A 19,083-nucleotide genomic window follows, 5' to 3' on the forward strand; every position below is an offset into this window, starting at 1 on the left:
CCTGTAGTATTTTAATTATCTTAAAATTTATATTTTTATTATTTAATAGAACAGGAAATTTTTATCAAATCAAAAACATAAACACAACTATTGGAGAAATTATATTTACAGCTGCGTGAATCATCCAGCCATAAATTATACTTCCATCTGCTTTATTTCTAGAAAGCCATCCAAGTGCGTATCCAATTCCACCTGTAAGAAGAAAAATTATCACCATTGGCAAAATTCCCTTTCCTACAACAGAAACTATATGTATCCCACCAAAAATTATCGCTTGAATAATATTTCCACCATTTCCCAGTTTTTCAAATAATCTATTACCTAAAAATCCTCTAAAAAATATTTCCTCAGATAGTGATGTTTGTATAACTGCCCAAATTAATATAACTAATATTGTCTGCATACTCCAGCCATATTGTTTGTATGCATCAACTGTAAACCCTGTATATGTCAAACTATTTGTGTTGTAAAGATACAGATATGGCAATATTATTATAACTAAAAAAGAGATAAATATTATCGCCATGTATTTAAACACATTATTTTCAGTAGTCTTAAATCCAATATAATTAAAAAATCCCTTTACTCTCTTTTCTTTAACAAGATAAAATATAAACGGAATAGCTATCAATATAACTACTTGAAGGATTGCACTTATTAACTGATTTATCAAAATCATACATATCACCACCTATTTATAATATTTTTTAGATACAGAAATATCTAATAAATTCTTCCTTGCTACTAATATTTTCTCTAAACTCTTTCTTGAGCTGCTTATAAAATAATCTATTTCTACAGACTTTAATATTGTTGATATCTTCTTTAATCTCAACAAATGATTTTTTTAATTGAAGAATAGCTTTATTCATTTCTTCACTTTTTACCTTAGCTAAAAAGATTCTTTCACCATTTTTAGTCATTATTATTATATTCCCAAATGAAGAGTAAAATGACTCTTTAATAGCAACTCCATCCAAAATAAGTTTCCTTGGAATATATACATCATTTATAAAAAGCCACTTGTCTGAATAATATAATTCAAATGGATCTGATATATTTTCCACTCTAAATATTTCAAATTTTTCTTGTTCTATAAAATTTTTCAATTCTTTAAATGATAAATATCTCTTAACAACCCTCATACATTCAAACTTTGGAGGGTACGCAGTTTTTAAAAGAAAGTATATAAAAAATATAGATGTTACTAAAAAAATTAATGCCACATCTAGCTCATTAGCAACAAATGCTAAATTTAATGATTTTAACAATACTATTATTACCATTAAAAGTATTATAATTAAAATTATTTTTTTCCAAGTCCATATTTTTTTAATCATTTTCACTCCATAATTAATTTATTTTGTATGTATTCAAATATATTATTTTTCAATTGCCATCTTCGCTAATCTAGTATCTCCCCAAGGAGTATTTATCATCGCATCTCCGTCAATAATTACCGCTCTAACAATTGTAATGACTTCATCAGAATTAGATAGCTTAACTCCATTGATTTCAACATTTTCTAGAAACTCATCATAAGTATCATATCTATCATCATTAAAAACAAAATATATATTTTCTTGTATTTCATCGCTATTAGGAGTTAATACAGATCCCATAGTGTACATCTCGTCATCTAGCATAAACTCTATCAAGCAAAATGCAATTCCATCGTCATAATCTGATTTTATAATCGAAAATACGTCCTTTAACTTTATATCAAGTGTTTTCTTCTCTTTTTTCTTAGACCAAAACATACATATTCCTCCATAAATTTATATTTATTCGTTGTTCTTAAAAATACAAATTCCCTTATATATAATAAAAGGAATTGAACAAACTGCACCAATCAAACCATAAATAGGAAACGCAATAACTCCTATTAATACCTTTGGTGCTTTAGATGTTAGCCATTTAGACGATACGTAGCTATACAAAATTATCCCAGTTGGTATTCCAGAAAATAATAACCCAAAAGAAATAATACTTCTTGTAAATCCTATTGGCTCTGGAATAGACATCCCTTTGCTATTTAAAAGTGCAATGTAATCAGGATTGCTAAGTTGTTTTATCTGTTCCGCTGCTACAAAATATCCCATCACACATCCAATGACTAAAAATATAATAATAATTGATATCTGTTTAAGTTCTTTCTTCATAAGTTGATTTTCTCTTTCTAATTTATATTTTTTGATTTGTCTATACTGCAATTTATTTTTTCTTCTTTTTCCTTGGAGCTGGCAATTCATCATACATTGCATTTAATAATCCTGTTAAAAACTCCTTATCATCAACCTCATCTACCAGCAACATCTCTTTTGCCCCTTCATAAGGCAATTCATATTTAGCTGTTGGCATATAATTAATTGCTGATTTCACTGGCTTTACAAGAAATCTATCGTCATAAATTCCACCTACAATTTTTCCTCTATAATAAATGATAAACTCACCCATCATAGATCTATATGTAATTTCTTCCAAATCCGATAAATTTTCCAAAATAAAATCTAAGTATTCTTTACTTGATGCCATTATGATTTCTTCCTTTCAAATAATTTTAAATTTTAGCCTATGTATTTATTAAAAAATACCTTTATTATATTTTTATTACTTATTGTTCACTTGTAACATCTTCAACTATTGTTTCAATAGCTTTTTTAGCGAAATTCACCTTTCTTTCGCTAACCACCTCTGCTCCATCTTTTATAATAATATCAGCAACACAGAGCTGATTTTCTTTACTTGTCTTATCACTTCCCATAAGAGTAAGCCATTTTACTTCTACATCTTTTTCGTCTATCTCTTTATAATACTCCACCGAATAACTCATTTTTTCAAAAAATGCTGAATTCGAACTAGCTTCTACAAAAATCTCTCCTTCTTCATTTTGAGTTATCTTTATTGTTTGATTTACTATTTCATCTTTAGATGAGACATACTCCTCATTTGGAGAAATTGTAGATTTAAATATAACTTTTTCGCCTATATTTTCTTCTGTTTGAGAATTATTAGAAGAACAGCCTACTAAAGAAAAACAAATAACAAAAAATATCAGAAGCAATTTTATTTTTTTCATATAATTATCTCCTTATTAAAATTATATTTTTTATTTATATTTCAATTATACTATGCAGAATATGCACCAACAATAAATTTAACAGATAATTCTTAATATTTTATTTTCAATTAAAAAAGGTACCCGTCACAACAACGAGTACCTATATACTATCTTTTAAATACTAATATAGCTTTATCTGTCCCAACCATTGAAAAAGTCACTAGCTTGAAAGTATGTTTTTTCAACATTTCTTCAGAAGCCTCTTCAATTTTTCTAGCAAGGTCTTCTAGTCCTTCTGTACTTTCAACGATTACAGTTGTATACCATTTTTTATTTAATTCACTAAACATAAGATTTCCCCCTCATTAGCAATTTATTATTTGTCATTATTATAGCACTTTGATTTTTTATAATCTATATATTATTTAAATTTTCTGATTATATTAATTTTAATTATTATGTACATAAAAAGTAGCTAACCATAAGACTAGCTACTTAATAAAAGTAAATATTATTTTTATTCAAATTGTTCTTCAAAATAGAATAATTCTTCAAACTTTTTATCTAATGCAATACATAGAATCAATGCTAATTTGGCTGTTGGATTAAACTGTCCTGTTTCAATTGAACTAATAGTATTTCTTGATACACCTATCATTTCAGCAAGTTCACTTTGTGAAAGACTTTTTTCTGCACGAGCTACTTTTAATCTATTTTTTAATATTAAATCATTCTTCATATTTTTCTTCATATCTTATATTACCTTCAATAAATCTCTCAATACGTAACTTAAAAAGAAAGCAATTGCAGATAAGCATAATATAATACCACCCAAAAGCTCACTCTTTTGTGAGTTACTCTTATATCTTCCAATACATTCTGATCCTGTAAAAGCGCACCAAAAGCTCATTGGTATACAATAGTTTCCACCATTAAATAGTGCTAAAATCATATATGCTGCAAGTGTTATACTTAATCCAATAAACCCATATCTTCTTCCAGTATTTTCTGCATAGATAACACCTTCATCTTCCATTTGTTCACGACTTTTTCTTAAAATTTCATCTCTGCTCATAACATTTCTCCTTTCCAAGCTACCTTGTCTTTTTGACAAGTTTTCTTTGTATTTATAATATAACATTACCAAGTTTTATTGTCAATATTTTTGACAATAAAACTTGGTATTTTTGTTTCTACAATAAAAAAGGTACCCGTCATAACAACGAGTACCTAAATTGTATCCTCTATTTTATAGGAATAATATCTAACTTGGTGGATTGAAGGATATTAACCTATAAATTACCTTAGCACTGACATGCCATATTCATTATTTTGTATAATTTTACAACACTTTCACAGTGTGGCGTATTAGGGAACATTGAAAAACACGAATAATAATAAATTATTAGCTTTTACTTTTTATAATTCCTTTTCTACATTATCTACTTCAGTAGTATTTTCTTCTACTTCAGAATTTATACAATCACAACTATTTACATCTGAAATAACATCATTTTCAACATTAGTTTTTATTTCTTCAGCTTCTTCTTTAATTTCAACATTTATTGTTTCTTCTTTTACATTAGTATTATTAGTATTGTAGTTTCTATTTTCCATTGATTCTGTAGGCATAATTAAAAAACCTTTTGCTATTAAAATAGCATAATCATCTTTTGTAGCTGGGTAGAAACCTTTTGATAGTAAATCTTTTATATACCATTTATTATAGAAAAATGGAAATACAAACCAACATAATCCAGAAGTTAAAAATGCTACAATAATCATTATTAAGCAATATTTAAAATCTCCTCTAAATAATGGTACAAAGAATCCAAAGAAAAAAGTAGTCCAACTAAAACCTATTTTACACTCTTTTATTAAACCTACATCATTTCTTAATCTTACGTTCATAATATACACCCTTTCTGTTTTGAATTAAATATATATCAATATTATAAATTAAATTACTTTTAAAAGAAAGTATATCTTTAGTATTTTTTATTTGTTATAATATAAATATAAAAATGATAGGAGGAAAAAAAATGAAGAATAAAAAAATATTTATAGCTATAGGTGTTGTATTATGTATATGTTTTGGATTCTTTTTATTCAAGGGAAATAATACATCTAAAAATTTCTGTTATAATATAGATTGGAACGATAATATAAAAGAATTAAGAAATAAAATGACAGAAATGAAATTTTATGATTATGAAAATAAAGAAAAAAGACCTGTTAGTGGTGATGAAATATCTGATGATAGTAGAAGTTCTCGTATTCATATAAGATATATAAAAGCTAACTCTCCATCGTTAGCTTTAGATGATATACCTTTAGAATGGTATCAATGTATAGGCTTTTTCGATAATAAAGAAAAAATAACATATTTGCAAGAAATTTATTATATAGTCGATTATAGTTTTGATGATAATCTTACAGAATATGAGCAATATGAAAAATCATATAGAGATTTAGAAAATACATATGATTCAATAATTTTAAATTTAGAAGATAATGGTGCAGAATATATTGAAGAAAAATTTGATAGTACAGGTTTAAATTCTGAAGGTTTATTATATAAATTTAAAGACCATTATCTTTTAGTTAGAAAATTTGATGATGAATATTTAAAAGTTCAAGTAGAGCATTATAATCCTAGATATACAAAAGAAGAAGTATTAAAAGGTACTTGGTATGCTGATACAAAAGATAGTAATATATAAATTAAATAAAAAAGAACCACTTTTTAAAAGTGGTTCTTTTTTATTTGCAAGAATTTAGTAATTAAAGAAAATAAATTTAATATTTTCAGTCTACAACATTACTTGAAAAGACTACAAATTATATTGTTTTATAAATTAACTTTATAGTCTATAATATTAAGTATTTAAAGCTGATTTAATCAAATTTATTACAGACTGAACTACAGACTGAAAGAGCCTAGAATATCCTTAAAAATATAAAAAGCAGCCTTTAACTTATTTTGTAGTGTTTGAGCGATTTATTAATAATATTATTTATTCTTTTTTACCTATTCTATTTATACATCTAGGGAAATTTGTTTTCCTACAACTTTTCAATAAAATCTGACACGTTTAAATCAATTCTAAGACTTTCTAAAAACTTCTTAATGTATTTATACCTTTAAAATTTTATAATCTAATATAACAAGCTGAAAAATTCGAGATATTAAAATAAATCAACTAATAAAGATTTAGCACAAAATAAATACACTCTAAATATGAAAATACCCCTATTAACTAATTGATAATATATATCAATAACTATCTAGTATATAGTATTAAAAATAGTATTAAATTTAACCTTATGCAATTTAGTATTAAAAGTATTGACAAAAGATATAAAATAGATTAATATTAAAGTATCAAAATTAATGAACGTCAAAATTAATACTAAAATAGAAAAGAGGACAAGAAAATGACTACTTACGGATATGCAAGAATATCAACTAAAAAACAATCTATAGAAAGACAGATAAGAAATATATTAAATTATGATAACAACGCAATAATATATCAAGAACGGTATACAGGAACTAAAGTATCTGGCAGAAAAGAATTTAAAAAACTATTATCTAAAGTCAAAGAAGGAGATACAATAGTATTTGATTCAGTTAGTAGAATGAGTAGAGATTCAATAGAAGGAACTGAACTATACTTTGAATTATTCAATAAAGGTGTAGAGTTGGTATTCTTGAAAGAAAATTATATTAATACTACAACATATAAGAAAGCTTTAAACAATAATATACAACTAACTAATACAGCTGTTGATAGTATATTGAAGGGAGTTAATGAGTATTTAGTTACTTTAGCTAAAGAACAAATAAAGATAGCGTTTGAACAAGCTGAGAAAGAAGTTAAAGACTTACAAGAAAGAACTAAAGAAGGTATTGAAACAGCAAGACAGCAAGGTAAACAGATAGGACAAGCAAAAGGAAAGAAGCTAGTTGTTAAGAAGTCAGCTGAAGCAAAAGAAAAGATTGTTAAGTACTCTAAAGACTTCAAAGGTACTTTATCAGATGTTGAAGTAATGAAACTTGTTGGACTATCACGCAACACATACTATAAATACAAAAAGGAATTAAGAGAGGAACTATAATAGTTTCTCTTTTTTATTAGTCATCAGCAACAAAACAACACGTTTAAATCGATTCTAAGAGGTTTTAAAATACTTCAGTTTGTGTTCATACCTTTAAGAAGTTTAGAATCGATTTAAAAGAATAAAATGATAATTTTATCTAAATTATAAATGTTTAAAACAGTGGAAATAGTAGTGTTTGAGATATTGATTATTTTTATGAAATGTAAAAATAATACTGATAAGAATAATATTTTTTCTGAAATAGAAAACTTTATTTTTTAAAAACTTTCAAAATATACAAATTGTATAAAAAAGCTTCTCTTTTTAGTAAAGTAATTGTTTTATAATATTTTTGTAAAAAAAAAGAAAGTTCAAAATTTAGGTTGACAAAAAATCTTCTTCCGTTCATTTTCTAATGTTTATCATATTTCTAAGAAAATCATTTTACAGAAAGTTCGGTATATTGCGAACTAAGTTGGTTGACAAGAAGTATATCTAGAATAATATACGAACTTTATATATAAAACAGGGGGCTATTTCATATTTCTTTAATAAATTAAAGAGGCAATAACAAGTAAGTTGGTAAATTAATACATCTATAAATATTTAAAAATAGCTATTTTTAGATAAATAACTAGAAATAAATTACAATTTTTAAACTTTATAATATTAAGTTTATAATTCTAGTACCAACATAAAACATTGAATAATTCAAAATATTATTGTATAATTTAATTACAGAAAGGCAATTATGCAAATTTAACCTTTTAAAAATACGAATATTAGAAAAGAGGTGATATAAAATAGAAGAACGGAAAAATAGAAATATTGAATATCCTATATCAACAAAAGCTGAATATTTGACAAATAAAAATGTTGATTATAGGGCTTATTTAACTTTTTTTAAAGATAGTACTTATTATCCAGAGGAAAATTTTAGATACATCTACAATAGTAATTATTATTCAAATAAAGTCTATTTTTTAGAAAAGTTAAACATCAGCAAAAGCAATTTAAACAATTTAGTTAGAAAATTTTTAAAATTTAATCTAGTTGTTAAAGATACAATATTAAATGATAATCTTGAACTAAAGCAAATATATAAATTCAACGAACTAGACAATAATTTTGTTTTATTATCTGATAAAGAAATAGAAAAGCTTTTAACCTTAACTAGTAATGAAATAAAAGTTTATCTAGTTTTAAGATACACGTTATATGATTATAGCTGGCGAAATATTGAATTGTGTTATATAGCTAAAAATATTGGATTATCTGAAACAAATACAACCAGAACTATTAAAAAGTACATTGACAATTTAAAAGAAAAAGATTTGATTGAGTATAATTATTATTTTGAATATGTAGATAATAAAAATATTAAAAGATATAAATTTAGAATAAAAAAAGATTAAATTGTATTTTAGTTAAAGAGAATTTTTTTTCCAGTTCGACTTTAGTCGAAATGGAAAGAAAAGTAATAAACTATAATAATGATGTTAATTAAACTATAATTAAACTATAATTTGTTAGTACTTCATAGGGTCAGTTTTGGCTCTTTTAAGTAGTGAATTGCTTGAAATAAGTTTTAGAATTGCTTTTTTTAAGTCGATAATATTTAATTACAGAAAAGTAAAATTGTTTATTATTTGGTTTAGTATCAAATTTAATAAAATCTAAAAACTAAAATTATAAAAAAATAATAAAAAAAAGAACAAAAAAGATAATTTTTTGCCCTAAAAATGAATAATAAAATTAAAATTTTCGCATATATATTATATCACTTTTAGAGAGTTTTTAGTATCTTATTTATTCTAGAAAGAGGTATTAAATGATATATTCATTAGAACAAATTAGACGGCGGTGTGATAAAGTTGAAAAAGGTGTATTGTTTAGCACAAAAACAATATTTGGTGATAGAGATGCAAAATATCCAATATTTACACCTACAACATATTTAAGAAAATGGGATTTTAGAGATGTTCCAGCTGAAATATTAGCTAAATACGATTTAGAACCTAAAGAGTATTATTATTGTGGTTCACATCAGCAACGTACACAAAAAACAAGAGATTATTTATTATATTATGACATAGCGATAAGAAAAGCTAATAATAAAGCATCACAAAAATTAAGAGAATTTTTTGTTAAATATGTAAATTATTATGTAAATGAAAAGAATAAAGATATAATTGAAACTGTTAAATTCTTCTTTGAAGTAGAAAAAATGATTTATTCAGATGATAGAAACAAAATGGAAAAAATAGAAAGATTTGAAAATGATAAATTGTTAATAAGACAATTTAAAGGCGAACCTATAGTATTATTATCTGATTCCCCTAAGGATACAACTTTAATGTTAGATAAAGAAAAAAATAAAATTGTTGAACGTAAAGGCTATGAAGGAGAATTTAAAGAAAATATTAATAAAACCTTATCAACTTTAGTTGTTAGAGGTATGAAACAACCAAAGAAAATAAATGATTTTACTTCTTATTGGTTTAGTGATGTTGAATTTAAAGAGGTGCAAAATGATAAATAGAGAAATAAATATCATTGATTATAAACTTTTTAGTGAAACTTTATGTAATAGATTGCATCATTTATTACAGATGGGGCAAGACAATAATTTTGAGTTTGTAGAATTAGAACTTGTTATTTATGCTTTAAAAGATTTAATCAATGATATAAAGGATATATCTTCAATCAAAATTATAGAAGAATTAACATATCCTCAGGACTACATAAAGTTTTATGAAAAAGAGTTAGAAGAAAAGAAGGATTCTATAATGAATCTAGAGTTTGAAATTGAATATTTAAAAAATTATTATAACTAAAGGAGAATATTAAGATTATGAGAATTGTTAAAGAAAATATGATAGATTATGAAGTTTATAGTGAAATAATAGCTGAAATGGTATCTGAATTAATAAGTGAAGTTGGTTATGATTATAATTATAATATAGTGGAATTAAAACAGATAGAAAGATTATTCAGAGAATACTATAACAAATTAAAAGATAATTCAGAAACTTTAGTATCTTCAATACTAGAAACTAAAGAAGATTATATTAATCATTATAAAGAATCTATAAAACAGAAAGAAAATGAAATAAAAGAGTTAAATAAGATGATAGAAGAATATAAAAATTATGGTGGTTTAAAGGAGATATAAAAATTATGAAAATAAATAAAGAAAATAAAGATTTATTGATAACAATAAAAGAAATAATAAAAAATAAAAAATTAGATGAAAATTTAATATTTAATGATTATGAAGATGAGAAAAAAATATTTAAGATAACTGATTCTATTCAAGATATAATAGATATAGATACACATTTTGCAACAATGCTCATATTATTAGCTTTAATATCTATTAATTATGACAAGCTACTAAATCACATAAAAAATAATAGAAATAATCAAATAGATGCCGAAAGAATATTTAATGTTGTTGGATTTTGTCTTGAATGGCTTGATGTAGATTTTAATATTACAGAAAATGATGTTGATGATATAATAGATACTTTAAAACGGTAAATAATATATTTAGGAGAGTAGGATTAATTTCTTACTCTCTTTTTTATTTATCAAAAATTGACAAAAATAATATTTTAGTGTTATAGTGTACCCAAAAGTAAAGCTAATTAATTTGTTGTTATTCACTTAAATTAATATTAAATGAGGTGAAATATATGAACAAATTAGTTAAAAATTATGGTGGTGGAGTTAGGAAAAGAGGTAATACTTATCACTACTATTTCGACGGAAAAACTATAGACGGAAAAAGAAACAAAATCGAAAAATCAGCTAAAACAAGTAATAAATCTGAAGCACTAAAACAATTGGAAAAAGCTATTGAAGAATACTATATGTCAGAAATAGACTTCACTCTCTCAGATATTTCTTTTGCTGAAGCTAGAGAAAAATTTTTATCTGAATATGTTGCTAATGATTTGAAAGATAGTACTTATACAAACTATAAACAAAAATTGAATAAACCACAGATAAAGGTATTAGAAATATATCTATTAAAAGATATAAGAGCCAAACATATTCAAAATATCATTGATTATATGGCTTTAAATGGTTTTTCTAAGAATATGGTAAAGAATACCCTAAGAACTATATCTAGTTTATTCAACTTTTGTATTAGAGCTGAATTGATAAAAGATAATCCTTGCGATAAGGTTGTTTTGCCTAGTAAACTAACTCAACCAGAAAGAAAAGTTGCTTTGACAAATAAAGAAGTAAAAAGGATACTTAATAGATTTAAAAATACTCACTGGTATCTATCTCTTATGTTACCTTTATATACTGGTATGCGACGTGGTGAATGTTGTGGTTTACGTTGGAAAAATGTTGATTTAGATAAAGGTATAATTTATGTTAGGGAAAACCTAACTCAAGACAAGGGTAAAAAATGGATTATTAGCACACCAAAAACAAAATCTAGTATTAGAACTATAAATATACCTTTACCATTATTGGAAGCTTTAAAATGGCAATTAGAACGTAACAAATCTAATAATGTGGCTACTAATTCAGATACTCACGTACTTGTTCGAGATAATGGAAGTATAATAACTAATGATACTCTTAAATACCTATCTAGAGTTATTAATTATGATTTAGGTATAAAATTTAATTACCATAATCTTAGACATACCTATGCTACTCTTTTGATTGAAAAAGGTGCAAATATCAAAGATGTATCTGTTTTATTAGGTCACGCAAGTATCAAAACAACAATGGATATTTACGTTAATAATACGGATAATATGAGAGATAAAACTTTAAATATTCTTAATACACTTTATGAGTAAAAAGTCAAAAATGATTTTCGGTGGCAAATTGGTGGCAACACTTAAATTTTTCGGTGGCAAAATAAAGTACTTCTATCAAAGCTATACCAACACTTATAGCAATTCACAAAAATCAACTTTTTCAAAACAAGAAAAAAATCAGCTTAAAAATGGTGGAAATTGGCGACAGTTTTTCTATTTTATACAATAAAAAAGGTACTCATCAAATAACAACGAGTACCTAAAAACTAGCATTTTCATTATATTAGCATTGACATGCCATATTCATTATTTTGTATAATTTTACAACACTTTCACAGTGTGGCGTATTAGGGAACATATCCATGCACTTAACCTTCTCTGGCATATATCCATAACCTATAAAGTCTTTTAAATCATCAACTAAAGTCTTTGGATTACAAGAAATATACACTATCTCCTTAGCTCCGAAATCGCATATATCCTTTATTGCCTGCTTGTGTATACCTGGTCTTGGAGGGTCAACTATTATTAAATCTGGCTTAACATCTAAGCTCTTAACAGTATCCTTAACATCTCCAGCTATAAATTCACAGTTGTCTAATCCATTTAACTTAGCATTTTCATTAGCTGCAACAACAGCCTCTTCTATTATCTCTATACCGTATACTTTCTTAGCTTTTTCTGCCATTAACTGACCTATTGAGCCTGTTCCACTGTATAAGTCGAAAACAACCTTATTAGAGTGATCTCCAATAAAATCTCTAGCTATCGTATAAAGCTGCTCTGCACCTTTTGTATTTGTCTGGAAGAATGAGAATGGAGATATTTTAAATTTAAGCCCTAATATCTCTTCATGTAGATAATCTACACCGTATAATATTCTCATCTCATCGCATTGAACTGCATCTGCAAGTCCATCATTTATAGTGTGAAGTATGCTCACTACATTTCCTTTTAATTCTAATCCGTTTATCATATCAGCAAATTTGCTCATATCAAACTCGCACTGAGATGATGTTACTATATTTACCATTATCTCATCTGTGTGTATACCTTTTCTAACTACAAGGTTTCTTAAATATCCCTCGTGGTTTACAACTCTGTAGTATGGTAATTCTGCATCCTGGAAGAATGCTAAAGACTCTTTTAATATTGTGTTGAAATCAGAATCAACTAACATACATCCGTCAACTGTCTGTATATCTATATGTCTACCTTTTTTGTGAAGTCCTAGTGTAAGTGGTCCACCTTTTACCTCATCACCAAAAGTGTATTCCATTTTATTTCTGTATCCAACATTGTCAGGACTTCCCTGAACACCTAAAAACTCAAATCCTCTTATTCCAGCATCTTCAAATAGTTCAAGTACCTGTTCTTCTTTTATTTCAAGCTGTTTTGCGTAGTCAACAGAAAGCATAGTACATCCACCACACCCTTCAAAGTGAGGACAAACTTCTGCAGTTTCTATTGGAGATTTTTCTAAAAGCTCTACCATTTTAACATCTGCCTTACCTCTTCCAGTTCTTTTAACAGCAGCTTTAACTTTCTGTCCTTTTATTCCGCCTTTCATCTTGATTCTTCTATCTCCGTACTGGCTTATACTCACTCCGCCAAATTCCATTTTACCGATTTCAAACTCGATTATATCTCTCTTTTTCACGATTACCTCCTATTATTCGATTATATTTTTAGTAATTTATCAAATTGTTTAAACAACTTATTCTCTTACTTCTATTAATTTAACTTCTTCATCTGTAAGTTCTCTATATTCACCTAATTCTAGCGTTTCATCTAATTTTAAAGCTCCCATAGAAAGTCTTTTTAAATATACCACAGTTTTTCCAACACTTTCAAACATTCTCTTAACCTGATGGAATTTTCCTTCGTGTATTGTAAGTTCTATCTCTGAAATATCATCAGATTTTAATATCACAAGCTCTGAAGGCATAGTTTCGTACCCATCGTCTAAAACCACCCCCTGCTTGAATGCCTCAATATCTTCTTCAGTAACTTTTCCGTCTATTTTAGCATAGTATGTTTTGGGAACGTGCTTTTTCGGTGATAGTACTCTATGTGCAAGCTGTCCATCATTAGTCAACACAAGAAGTCCCTCAGTATCTTTGTCCAATCTTCCAACTGGGAATGGTTCAAATACTAAATACTCATCGTCTATTAAATCAAGTACTATTGGATCGTGTTTATCAAACGTCGCAGAAATATACCCGTCTGGTTTATTCATCATTAGATATATAAATTCTCTGTAGTTTATCTTTTCTCCGTTGAACACTATTTCATCTATATCAGTATCTACTTGAAGTCCTGGATTAGAAACTGCTTTCCCATTTACAAAAACAAGACCTTGCTTACAGAATTTTTTAAGCTCAGCTCTACTTCCATATCCTAAGTTAGATAACACCTTGTCTACTCTTTGTTTCTTAGCCAAAATTTTCCCTCCTTTTTCAATTTTTATTTACATCATCGTATATTTTTCGCTTAAATCATAATATATTAATATTATCATTTTTTATCTTCAATTAACAGAAAAAAATCCGTTTATCTCAAGCAATAATCAGATTTTCAAAATTTTATTATAAAAAATCTATAAAAATATCATAAAAAATATTAACTCCAAAAATTTTTCAAAAAGAAAATGTTTGCAACACACTGTTTTTCAATTTAGTCTATACCTTTTTTGTTTTTCTCTGTATAATATATTTGATGGATAAATTTTTATAAGTTTATAGGAGGAATTTAAAATGGCTTTAATTACTACTAAAGAAATGTTTAAAAAAGCTTACGAAGGTGGATATGCTATAGGTGCCTTCAACATAAGTGACTTAGAACAGTTACAGGGTGTATTAGAAGGAGCAAAAGCTAAAAACTCATATGTTATGATACAGGCTTCTAAATCAGCTATACAGTATGCTGGACCTCATACATTAGTTGAAATGGTAAAAGCTGCATCTGATGAAATAGGTGTAGACGTTGCTCTTCACTTAGACCACGGTCCAAACTTCGAAACAGTTAAATCTTGTATAGATGCTGGATTCACTTCAGTTATGATAGACGGATCTCACTTCGATTTCGAAGAAAACGTAAGAGTTACTAAAGAAGTTGTTGACTACGCTCACGAAAGAGGAGTTGTTGTTGAAGCTGAATTAGGTGTATTAGCAGGTGTTGAAGATGAAGTTAGTTCAGATGTACACAAATACACTGACCCAGATGAAGCAGTTGAATTCGTTGAAAGAACAGGAGTTGACTCATTAGCTATAGCTATAGGTACTTCTCACGGTGCTTTCAAATTCAAAGGTGAAGCTGAATTAAAATTCGATATATTAGAAGAAATACAGAACAGATTACCAGGATTCCCAATAGTACTTCACGGTGCTTCTGCAGTTGATCAGGAATCAGTTGCTACTTGTAACGAATTCGGTGGAAATATAGCTGGTGCTAAAGGTGTTCCAGTTGACATGTTAAGAAAAGCATCTTCAATGGCAGTTTGCAAAATAAACATGGATACTGACTTAAGATTAGCTATGACTGCAGCTATAAGAAAATACTTAGCTGAAAACCCATCTCAGTTCGACCCAAGAAAATACTTAGGTGCTGGTAAAGACGCTATACAGGCTGTTGTAGAAAGCAAAATAGATAACGTTCTAGGATCAGAAAACTCTATAAACTAATTGTATTTTGATTTTTCTTTGAAATTTTTTTGAAAGTGTGGCTTTTGCTACACTTTCTTTTTTTATTATCTTGACATATTTTAGATTTAGGTATATTATCAAGTTAAAGTAAGGATAACACATATCTTAAATAGATAAATTTTAGAAAAGAAAGGAATGGTCATGCTATGTGTTGCTGTTGTTGTTGCTACAATTCAAAACAATTAAATAACAGTATTTTTTATGGCGGGACTCTGACTTTCTCTAAAAACGGTGTTACTCTTTAATTTGATAAAATTTTTAAAAATTGAATTTCAAATCTATTGATTAAATAGATTTCTAATGCTGTTTTCATAAAAAATAAATACTCGTAGCAGGCATGATAATAATTTTTGCATATCATCCCCTTTAGATATATTTTAGCCTTTGCTCTTTTACGAGTATATTTTATGGAAGCAGTTTTTTAATGTCAAAAATCCAATCAAATCTAGAATTATCAATCAAACAGATGTGAATCTACAATTCTTCAAAAGATAATCATAATTTTTTTAGACTGTCTTATTCCGCCAAAAGCAAAATATCTTTATTTTAAAAATTTCAAAACAAAATTCAAATAAAAAATAATAGAGCAATTGGCTCAGACGGAGGAAATTATTATGATATACAACAAAATAACTGAAACTATAGGAAATACACCAGTTCTTAGATTCAAGGAATTTGAATCAGAAAATAGCGCAGAAATATACGGAAAGCTTGAATTCTTCAATCCTGGAGGTTCAATCAAAGATAGAATTGCAGCATTTATAATGGAAAAAATGCTACTTGATGGAACTATTAAACAGGGAGATACAATAGTAGAGCCTACTAGTGGAAATACAGGAATAGGAATTGCAATGGCTGCAGCTGCAAATGGATTAAAATCTGTTATGGTTATGCCAGATACTATGAGTATAGAAAGACAGAAGATTTTAAAAGCATACGGCGCAGAAATAGTTCTAACTCCAGGAAAGCTTGGAATGAATGGAGCTATTGCAAAAGCAGAAGAATTAGTAGAAGCTAGAGGATACAAAATGTTTGATCAGTTCAATAATAAATCTAATCCAGAAGCTCATAAAAACTCCACAGCAATAGAAATCATAAAAGACTTTGAAAACTTAGATGCATTTGTAGCTGGTGTCGGTACTGGAGGCACATTAACAGGAAATGCAAGTGTACTTAGAGAAAACTACAAAGATATTGAAGTAATAGCGGTTGAACCAGATTTATCTCCTGTTATCTCAGGTGGTAAGGCATCACCTCACAAACTTCAGGGAATAGGTGCAGGGTTTATACCATCAATACTAGATACAGATTTAATAGATAAAGTGGAACAGATTTCATCTGAAGAAGCTTATTCAAACGCTATAAAATCAGCATCAGATGTAGGAGTTATGCTTGGAATTTCAGGTGGTGCTGCACTAGCAGCTGCAATCAAAACAGCTGAAAGACTTGGTAAAGGCAAGAAAGTTCTATTTATAGCTCCCGATAATGGAGAAAGATACCTTTCAACAGATTTATACAAATAAGTTTTAAAAATCTGTACAAGTAATTTTTAAAGTGGCAGTTAGAAACATAAATAGAAAGAAATAAAAAATTATGATTAGGTTTTGGAGGATTAGACATGAGCAGTTTTAGAAATATAATAAACACATATAAAGCACAGGACCCAGCGGCGACAAATGCCCTGAGTATTATAATAAATTATCCTGGAATTCACGCGATATTTTTCCACAGAATAGCACATTTTATAAACAATCTAGGGTTAAAATTCTTAGCTAGATTTATATCGCAGGTAGCTAGATTTCTTACTGGTATAGAAATTCACCCTGGTGCTACTATTGGAAAAAGATTATTTATAGACCATGGAAATGGTGTTGTAATAGGTGAAACTGCTGAAATAGGCGACGATGTAGTGATGTTTCATCAGGTAACTCTTGGCGGTACAGGACACGATAAAGGAAAAAGACACCCTACAGTTGGAAATGGTGTTACTATAGCAACTGGTGCAAAAGTACTTGGAAATATAAAAATTGGGGATAACTCTAAAATAGGTGCAAATGCAGTAGTTCTTAAAAACGTACCAGAAAACGCAACTGTTGTTGGAATACCGGCAAAAATAGTTAAACTAAATGGAGAAAAAGTGAATATTTCACTATAAACCATAGATATTTATTATAAAAAATACTTCAGACGTCATACATATTTACTAAAAATATGTTACGTCTGAATTTTTTTTATCAATTTCTACTGATTTATTATTATATATTTTTTTCATTTCATTAAAATTAATAACGATTTCTTATTTAGTTTTTCAAGTTTTTAATAAATTATACTTTTAAAATTCATAATTTTAATCATTTATTTTTTTAACTTTTGTAGATAATTTATTCATATTGTGTTATAATGTTAAATAATTAATTATTACAATTATATATTTTTTCTATGGATAAGAGATAGGTATTTGATGAATTTGTTTTGTTACATTTAAAAAAGGAGACATTGTTATGAACTTATATCATCTTAAATATTTTGTTACTTTAGCCCATCTCGAACACTACACAAAAGCTGCTGAGCAGCTCTCAATCACTCAGCCTAGTCTTAGTCATGCTATAGCTTCACTAGAAAGAGAGATTAATATTCGCCTATTTGAAAAAGAAGGTAGAAATGTAGTGCTCACTAGAGCTGGGAAGAATTTTTTAACAGACATCGAGAAGGCTTTAGCTCTTATTGATGAAAGTATAAACTCAATACACCTTTCAGAAATAGGCGAAGGATGTATAGATATAGCTTTCCACAAAAATATGGCTGCTTCATTCATTCCGAATCTAGCACGAAAATTTTTAAATGAACATACTGGGAAAAACATAGATTTTAAATTCCATTATGATTCTGAATCTACTGAGGAATTGATCAAGGGGTTGTATTCAAAGAATTTTGATTTTATATTCTGCTCTAACAAGATTAATGAAAAAAATATAGAGTATATACCTGTATTTAAACAGCGTGCAGTACTTCTAGTTCCAGAGGGACACCCTCTAGCTGATAAAGAGTCTGTTTCTATAGATGAAACACTAGAATATAATCATATTCTTTATACTAAAAATCATACACTTTCAGAAAAACTATCATCTTATTTTAACAAAAAAGAAAGCCAGACAACTATATCTTACAAGACTGAAGATGTAAATGTTATAACTCCTCTAGTGGCTGGTAACTTTGGCATTTCAATAGTTCCAGAAAATAATTCAATAAATTTAACAGGAGTTAAATCTGTTGAGATATCAGACTTAGACTGGCAGAATACAGTGTATATGGCTTATTTAAAATCTTCTTATGAAATACCGCTTATAAATGACTTTAAAAAATTTATCGAAGAAAATACAATCAATTTGTAGATATTAATTGGTTTTTTTGGTTATTAGCCTAT

The 19,083-nt window shown here is 27.3% G+C and carries 25 protein-coding genes; 13 read left to right on the plus strand and 12 right to left on the minus strand.

Annotated elements, in window-relative coordinates; genetic code table 11:
* Window positions 1-64: 64 nt before the first annotated feature.
* The 10 genes from KGNDJEFE_RS10625 to KGNDJEFE_RS11925 all read right to left on the minus strand — a co-directional run bounded on the left by KGNDJEFE_RS10625 (window position 65) and on the right by KGNDJEFE_RS11925 (window position 4,972).
* Entirely contained in the window at window positions 65-679 is a 615-nt protein-coding gene (locus tag KGNDJEFE_RS10625) for a CPBP family intramembrane glutamic endopeptidase (RefSeq protein ID WP_006440605.1), read from the minus strand.
* 28 nt (window positions 680-707) lie between these two features.
* Complete coding sequence (locus KGNDJEFE_RS10630) at window positions 708-1,340, minus strand: hypothetical protein (protein ID WP_006440604.1); 633 nt, start codon at window positions 1,338-1,340, stop codon at window positions 708-710.
* Window positions 1,341-1,382: 42 nt separating this feature from the next.
* Window positions 1,383-1,760 (minus strand): hypothetical protein, encoded by a 378-nt coding sequence (locus tag KGNDJEFE_RS10635; protein WP_006440603.1) that lies wholly within the window; start codon window positions 1,758-1,760, stop codon window positions 1,383-1,385.
* Between the two features lie 24 nt (window positions 1,761-1,784).
* Window positions 1,785-2,213, minus strand: coding sequence for a hypothetical protein (locus KGNDJEFE_RS10640; protein WP_320055072.1), 429 nt, complete (start codon window positions 2,211-2,213; stop codon window positions 1,785-1,787).
* Between the two features lies 1 nt (window position 2,214).
* On the minus strand, window positions 2,215-2,535 hold the full coding sequence (locus tag KGNDJEFE_RS10645; RefSeq protein ID WP_006440601.1) for a TfoX/Sxy family protein: 321 nt from the start codon (window positions 2,533-2,535) through the stop codon (window positions 2,215-2,217).
* Window positions 2,536-2,614: 79 nt separating this feature from the next.
* Window positions 2,615-3,079: a putative periplasmic lipoprotein gene (locus KGNDJEFE_RS10650; protein WP_006440600.1), complete on the minus strand. Its 465-nt coding sequence runs from the start codon at window positions 3,077-3,079 to the stop codon at window positions 2,615-2,617.
* 149 nt (window positions 3,080-3,228) lie between these two features.
* Entirely contained in the window at window positions 3,229-3,411 is a 183-nt protein-coding gene (locus tag KGNDJEFE_RS10655) for a hypothetical protein (protein ID WP_006440599.1), read from the minus strand.
* Between the two features lie 167 nt (window positions 3,412-3,578).
* Window positions 3,579-3,800, minus strand: a complete 222-nt coding sequence (locus KGNDJEFE_RS10660; RefSeq protein WP_040410641.1) for a helix-turn-helix transcriptional regulator — start codon at window positions 3,798-3,800, stop codon at window positions 3,579-3,581.
* 15 nt (window positions 3,801-3,815) lie between these two features.
* Window positions 3,816-4,136 carry a DUF6442 family protein gene (locus tag KGNDJEFE_RS10665; protein ID WP_040410610.1) on the minus strand — a complete coding sequence of 107 codons (321 nt, stop codon included), beginning with the start codon at window positions 4,134-4,136 and terminating at the stop codon, window positions 3,816-3,818.
* Window positions 4,137-4,480: 344 nt separating this feature from the next.
* Window positions 4,481-4,972 (minus strand): hypothetical protein, encoded by a 492-nt coding sequence (locus KGNDJEFE_RS11925; protein WP_006440596.1) that lies wholly within the window; start codon window positions 4,970-4,972, stop codon window positions 4,481-4,483.
* A 131-nt stretch (window positions 4,973-5,103) separates the two neighbouring features.
* Between KGNDJEFE_RS11925 and KGNDJEFE_RS10675 the strand changes: the two genes are divergently transcribed.
* The 9 genes from KGNDJEFE_RS10675 (at window position 5,104) to KGNDJEFE_RS11825 (ending at window position 12,184) form a co-directional block, all read left to right on the plus strand.
* The gene (locus tag KGNDJEFE_RS10675) at window positions 5,104-5,784 is read left to right on the plus strand and encodes a hypothetical protein (protein ID WP_040410609.1); all 681 of its coding nucleotides are present in this window, start codon (window positions 5,104-5,106) and stop codon (window positions 5,782-5,784) included.
* A 715-nt stretch (window positions 5,785-6,499) separates the two neighbouring features.
* Complete coding sequence (locus KGNDJEFE_RS10680) at window positions 6,500-7,183, plus strand: recombinase family protein (RefSeq protein ID WP_006440594.1); 684 nt, start codon at window positions 6,500-6,502, stop codon at window positions 7,181-7,183.
* 842 nt (window positions 7,184-8,025) lie between these two features.
* Entirely contained in the window at window positions 8,026-8,580 is a 555-nt protein-coding gene (locus KGNDJEFE_RS10685; protein ID WP_006440593.1) for a hypothetical protein, read from the plus strand.
* Window positions 8,581-8,996: 416 nt separating this feature from the next.
* A complete protein-coding gene (locus tag KGNDJEFE_RS10690) occupies window positions 8,997-9,707 on the plus strand; it encodes a hypothetical protein (protein ID WP_006440592.1) in 711 nt (236 codons plus the stop codon).
* Between the two features lie 70 nt (window positions 9,708-9,777).
* Window positions 9,778-10,002, plus strand: coding sequence for a hypothetical protein (locus tag KGNDJEFE_RS10695; protein ID WP_170239664.1), 225 nt, complete (start codon window positions 9,778-9,780; stop codon window positions 10,000-10,002).
* Window positions 10,003-10,019: 17 nt separating this feature from the next.
* Window positions 10,020-10,340, plus strand: a complete 321-nt coding sequence (locus KGNDJEFE_RS10700) for a hypothetical protein (RefSeq protein ID WP_006440590.1) — start codon at window positions 10,020-10,022, stop codon at window positions 10,338-10,340.
* A gap of 5 nt (window positions 10,341-10,345) precedes the next feature.
* Window positions 10,346-10,708, plus strand: coding sequence for a hypothetical protein (locus KGNDJEFE_RS10705; protein ID WP_006440589.1), 363 nt, complete (start codon window positions 10,346-10,348; stop codon window positions 10,706-10,708).
* Between the two features lie 155 nt (window positions 10,709-10,863).
* Window positions 10,864-11,994: a tyrosine-type recombinase/integrase gene (locus KGNDJEFE_RS10710; RefSeq protein ID WP_006440588.1), complete on the plus strand. Its 1,131-nt coding sequence runs from the start codon at window positions 10,864-10,866 to the stop codon at window positions 11,992-11,994.
* Complete coding sequence (locus KGNDJEFE_RS11825; RefSeq protein WP_006440587.1) at window positions 11,987-12,184, plus strand: hypothetical protein; 198 nt, start codon at window positions 11,987-11,989, stop codon at window positions 12,182-12,184. The genes KGNDJEFE_RS10710 and KGNDJEFE_RS11825 overlap by 8 nt, the downstream gene beginning before the upstream one ends.
* Window positions 12,185-12,238: 54 nt before the next feature.
* On the opposite strand, the gene rlmD is transcribed toward KGNDJEFE_RS11825, so the two are convergent.
* Complete coding sequence (gene rlmD, locus KGNDJEFE_RS10715) at window positions 12,239-13,615, minus strand: 23S rRNA (uracil(1939)-C(5))-methyltransferase RlmD (RefSeq protein ID WP_006440586.1); 1,377 nt, start codon at window positions 13,613-13,615, stop codon at window positions 12,239-12,241.
* Window positions 13,616-13,672: 57 nt separating this feature from the next.
* Window positions 13,673-14,398, minus strand: coding sequence for a pseudouridine synthase (locus tag KGNDJEFE_RS10720; protein ID WP_006440585.1), 726 nt, complete (start codon window positions 14,396-14,398; stop codon window positions 13,673-13,675).
* A gap of 313 nt (window positions 14,399-14,711) precedes the next feature.
* Between KGNDJEFE_RS10720 and fba the strand changes: the two genes are divergently transcribed.
* The 4 genes from fba to KGNDJEFE_RS10740 all read left to right on the plus strand — a co-directional run bounded on the left by fba (window position 14,712) and on the right by KGNDJEFE_RS10740 (window position 19,051).
* Complete coding sequence (fba, locus tag KGNDJEFE_RS10725; RefSeq protein WP_006440584.1) at window positions 14,712-15,638, plus strand: class II fructose-1,6-bisphosphate aldolase; 927 nt, start codon at window positions 14,712-14,714, stop codon at window positions 15,636-15,638.
* A 635-nt stretch (window positions 15,639-16,273) separates the two neighbouring features.
* Window positions 16,274-17,182 (plus strand): cysteine synthase A, encoded by a 909-nt coding sequence (cysK, locus tag KGNDJEFE_RS10730; protein WP_040410608.1) that lies wholly within the window; start codon window positions 16,274-16,276, stop codon window positions 17,180-17,182.
* Between the two features lie 95 nt (window positions 17,183-17,277).
* The gene (gene epsC / locus KGNDJEFE_RS10735; protein WP_006440582.1) at window positions 17,278-17,814 is read left to right on the plus strand and encodes a serine O-acetyltransferase EpsC; all 537 of its coding nucleotides are present in this window, start codon (window positions 17,278-17,280) and stop codon (window positions 17,812-17,814) included.
* A 346-nt stretch (window positions 17,815-18,160) separates the two neighbouring features.
* Entirely contained in the window at window positions 18,161-19,051 is an 891-nt protein-coding gene (locus KGNDJEFE_RS10740) for a LysR family transcriptional regulator (RefSeq protein ID WP_006440581.1), read from the plus strand.
* Window positions 19,052-19,083 lie beyond the last annotated feature (32 nt).

Source organism: Peptacetobacter hiranonis, assembly GCF_008151785.1.
In the GTDB taxonomy this organism is placed as follows: domain Bacteria; phylum Bacillota; class Clostridia; order Peptostreptococcales; family Peptostreptococcaceae; genus Peptacetobacter; species Peptacetobacter hiranonis.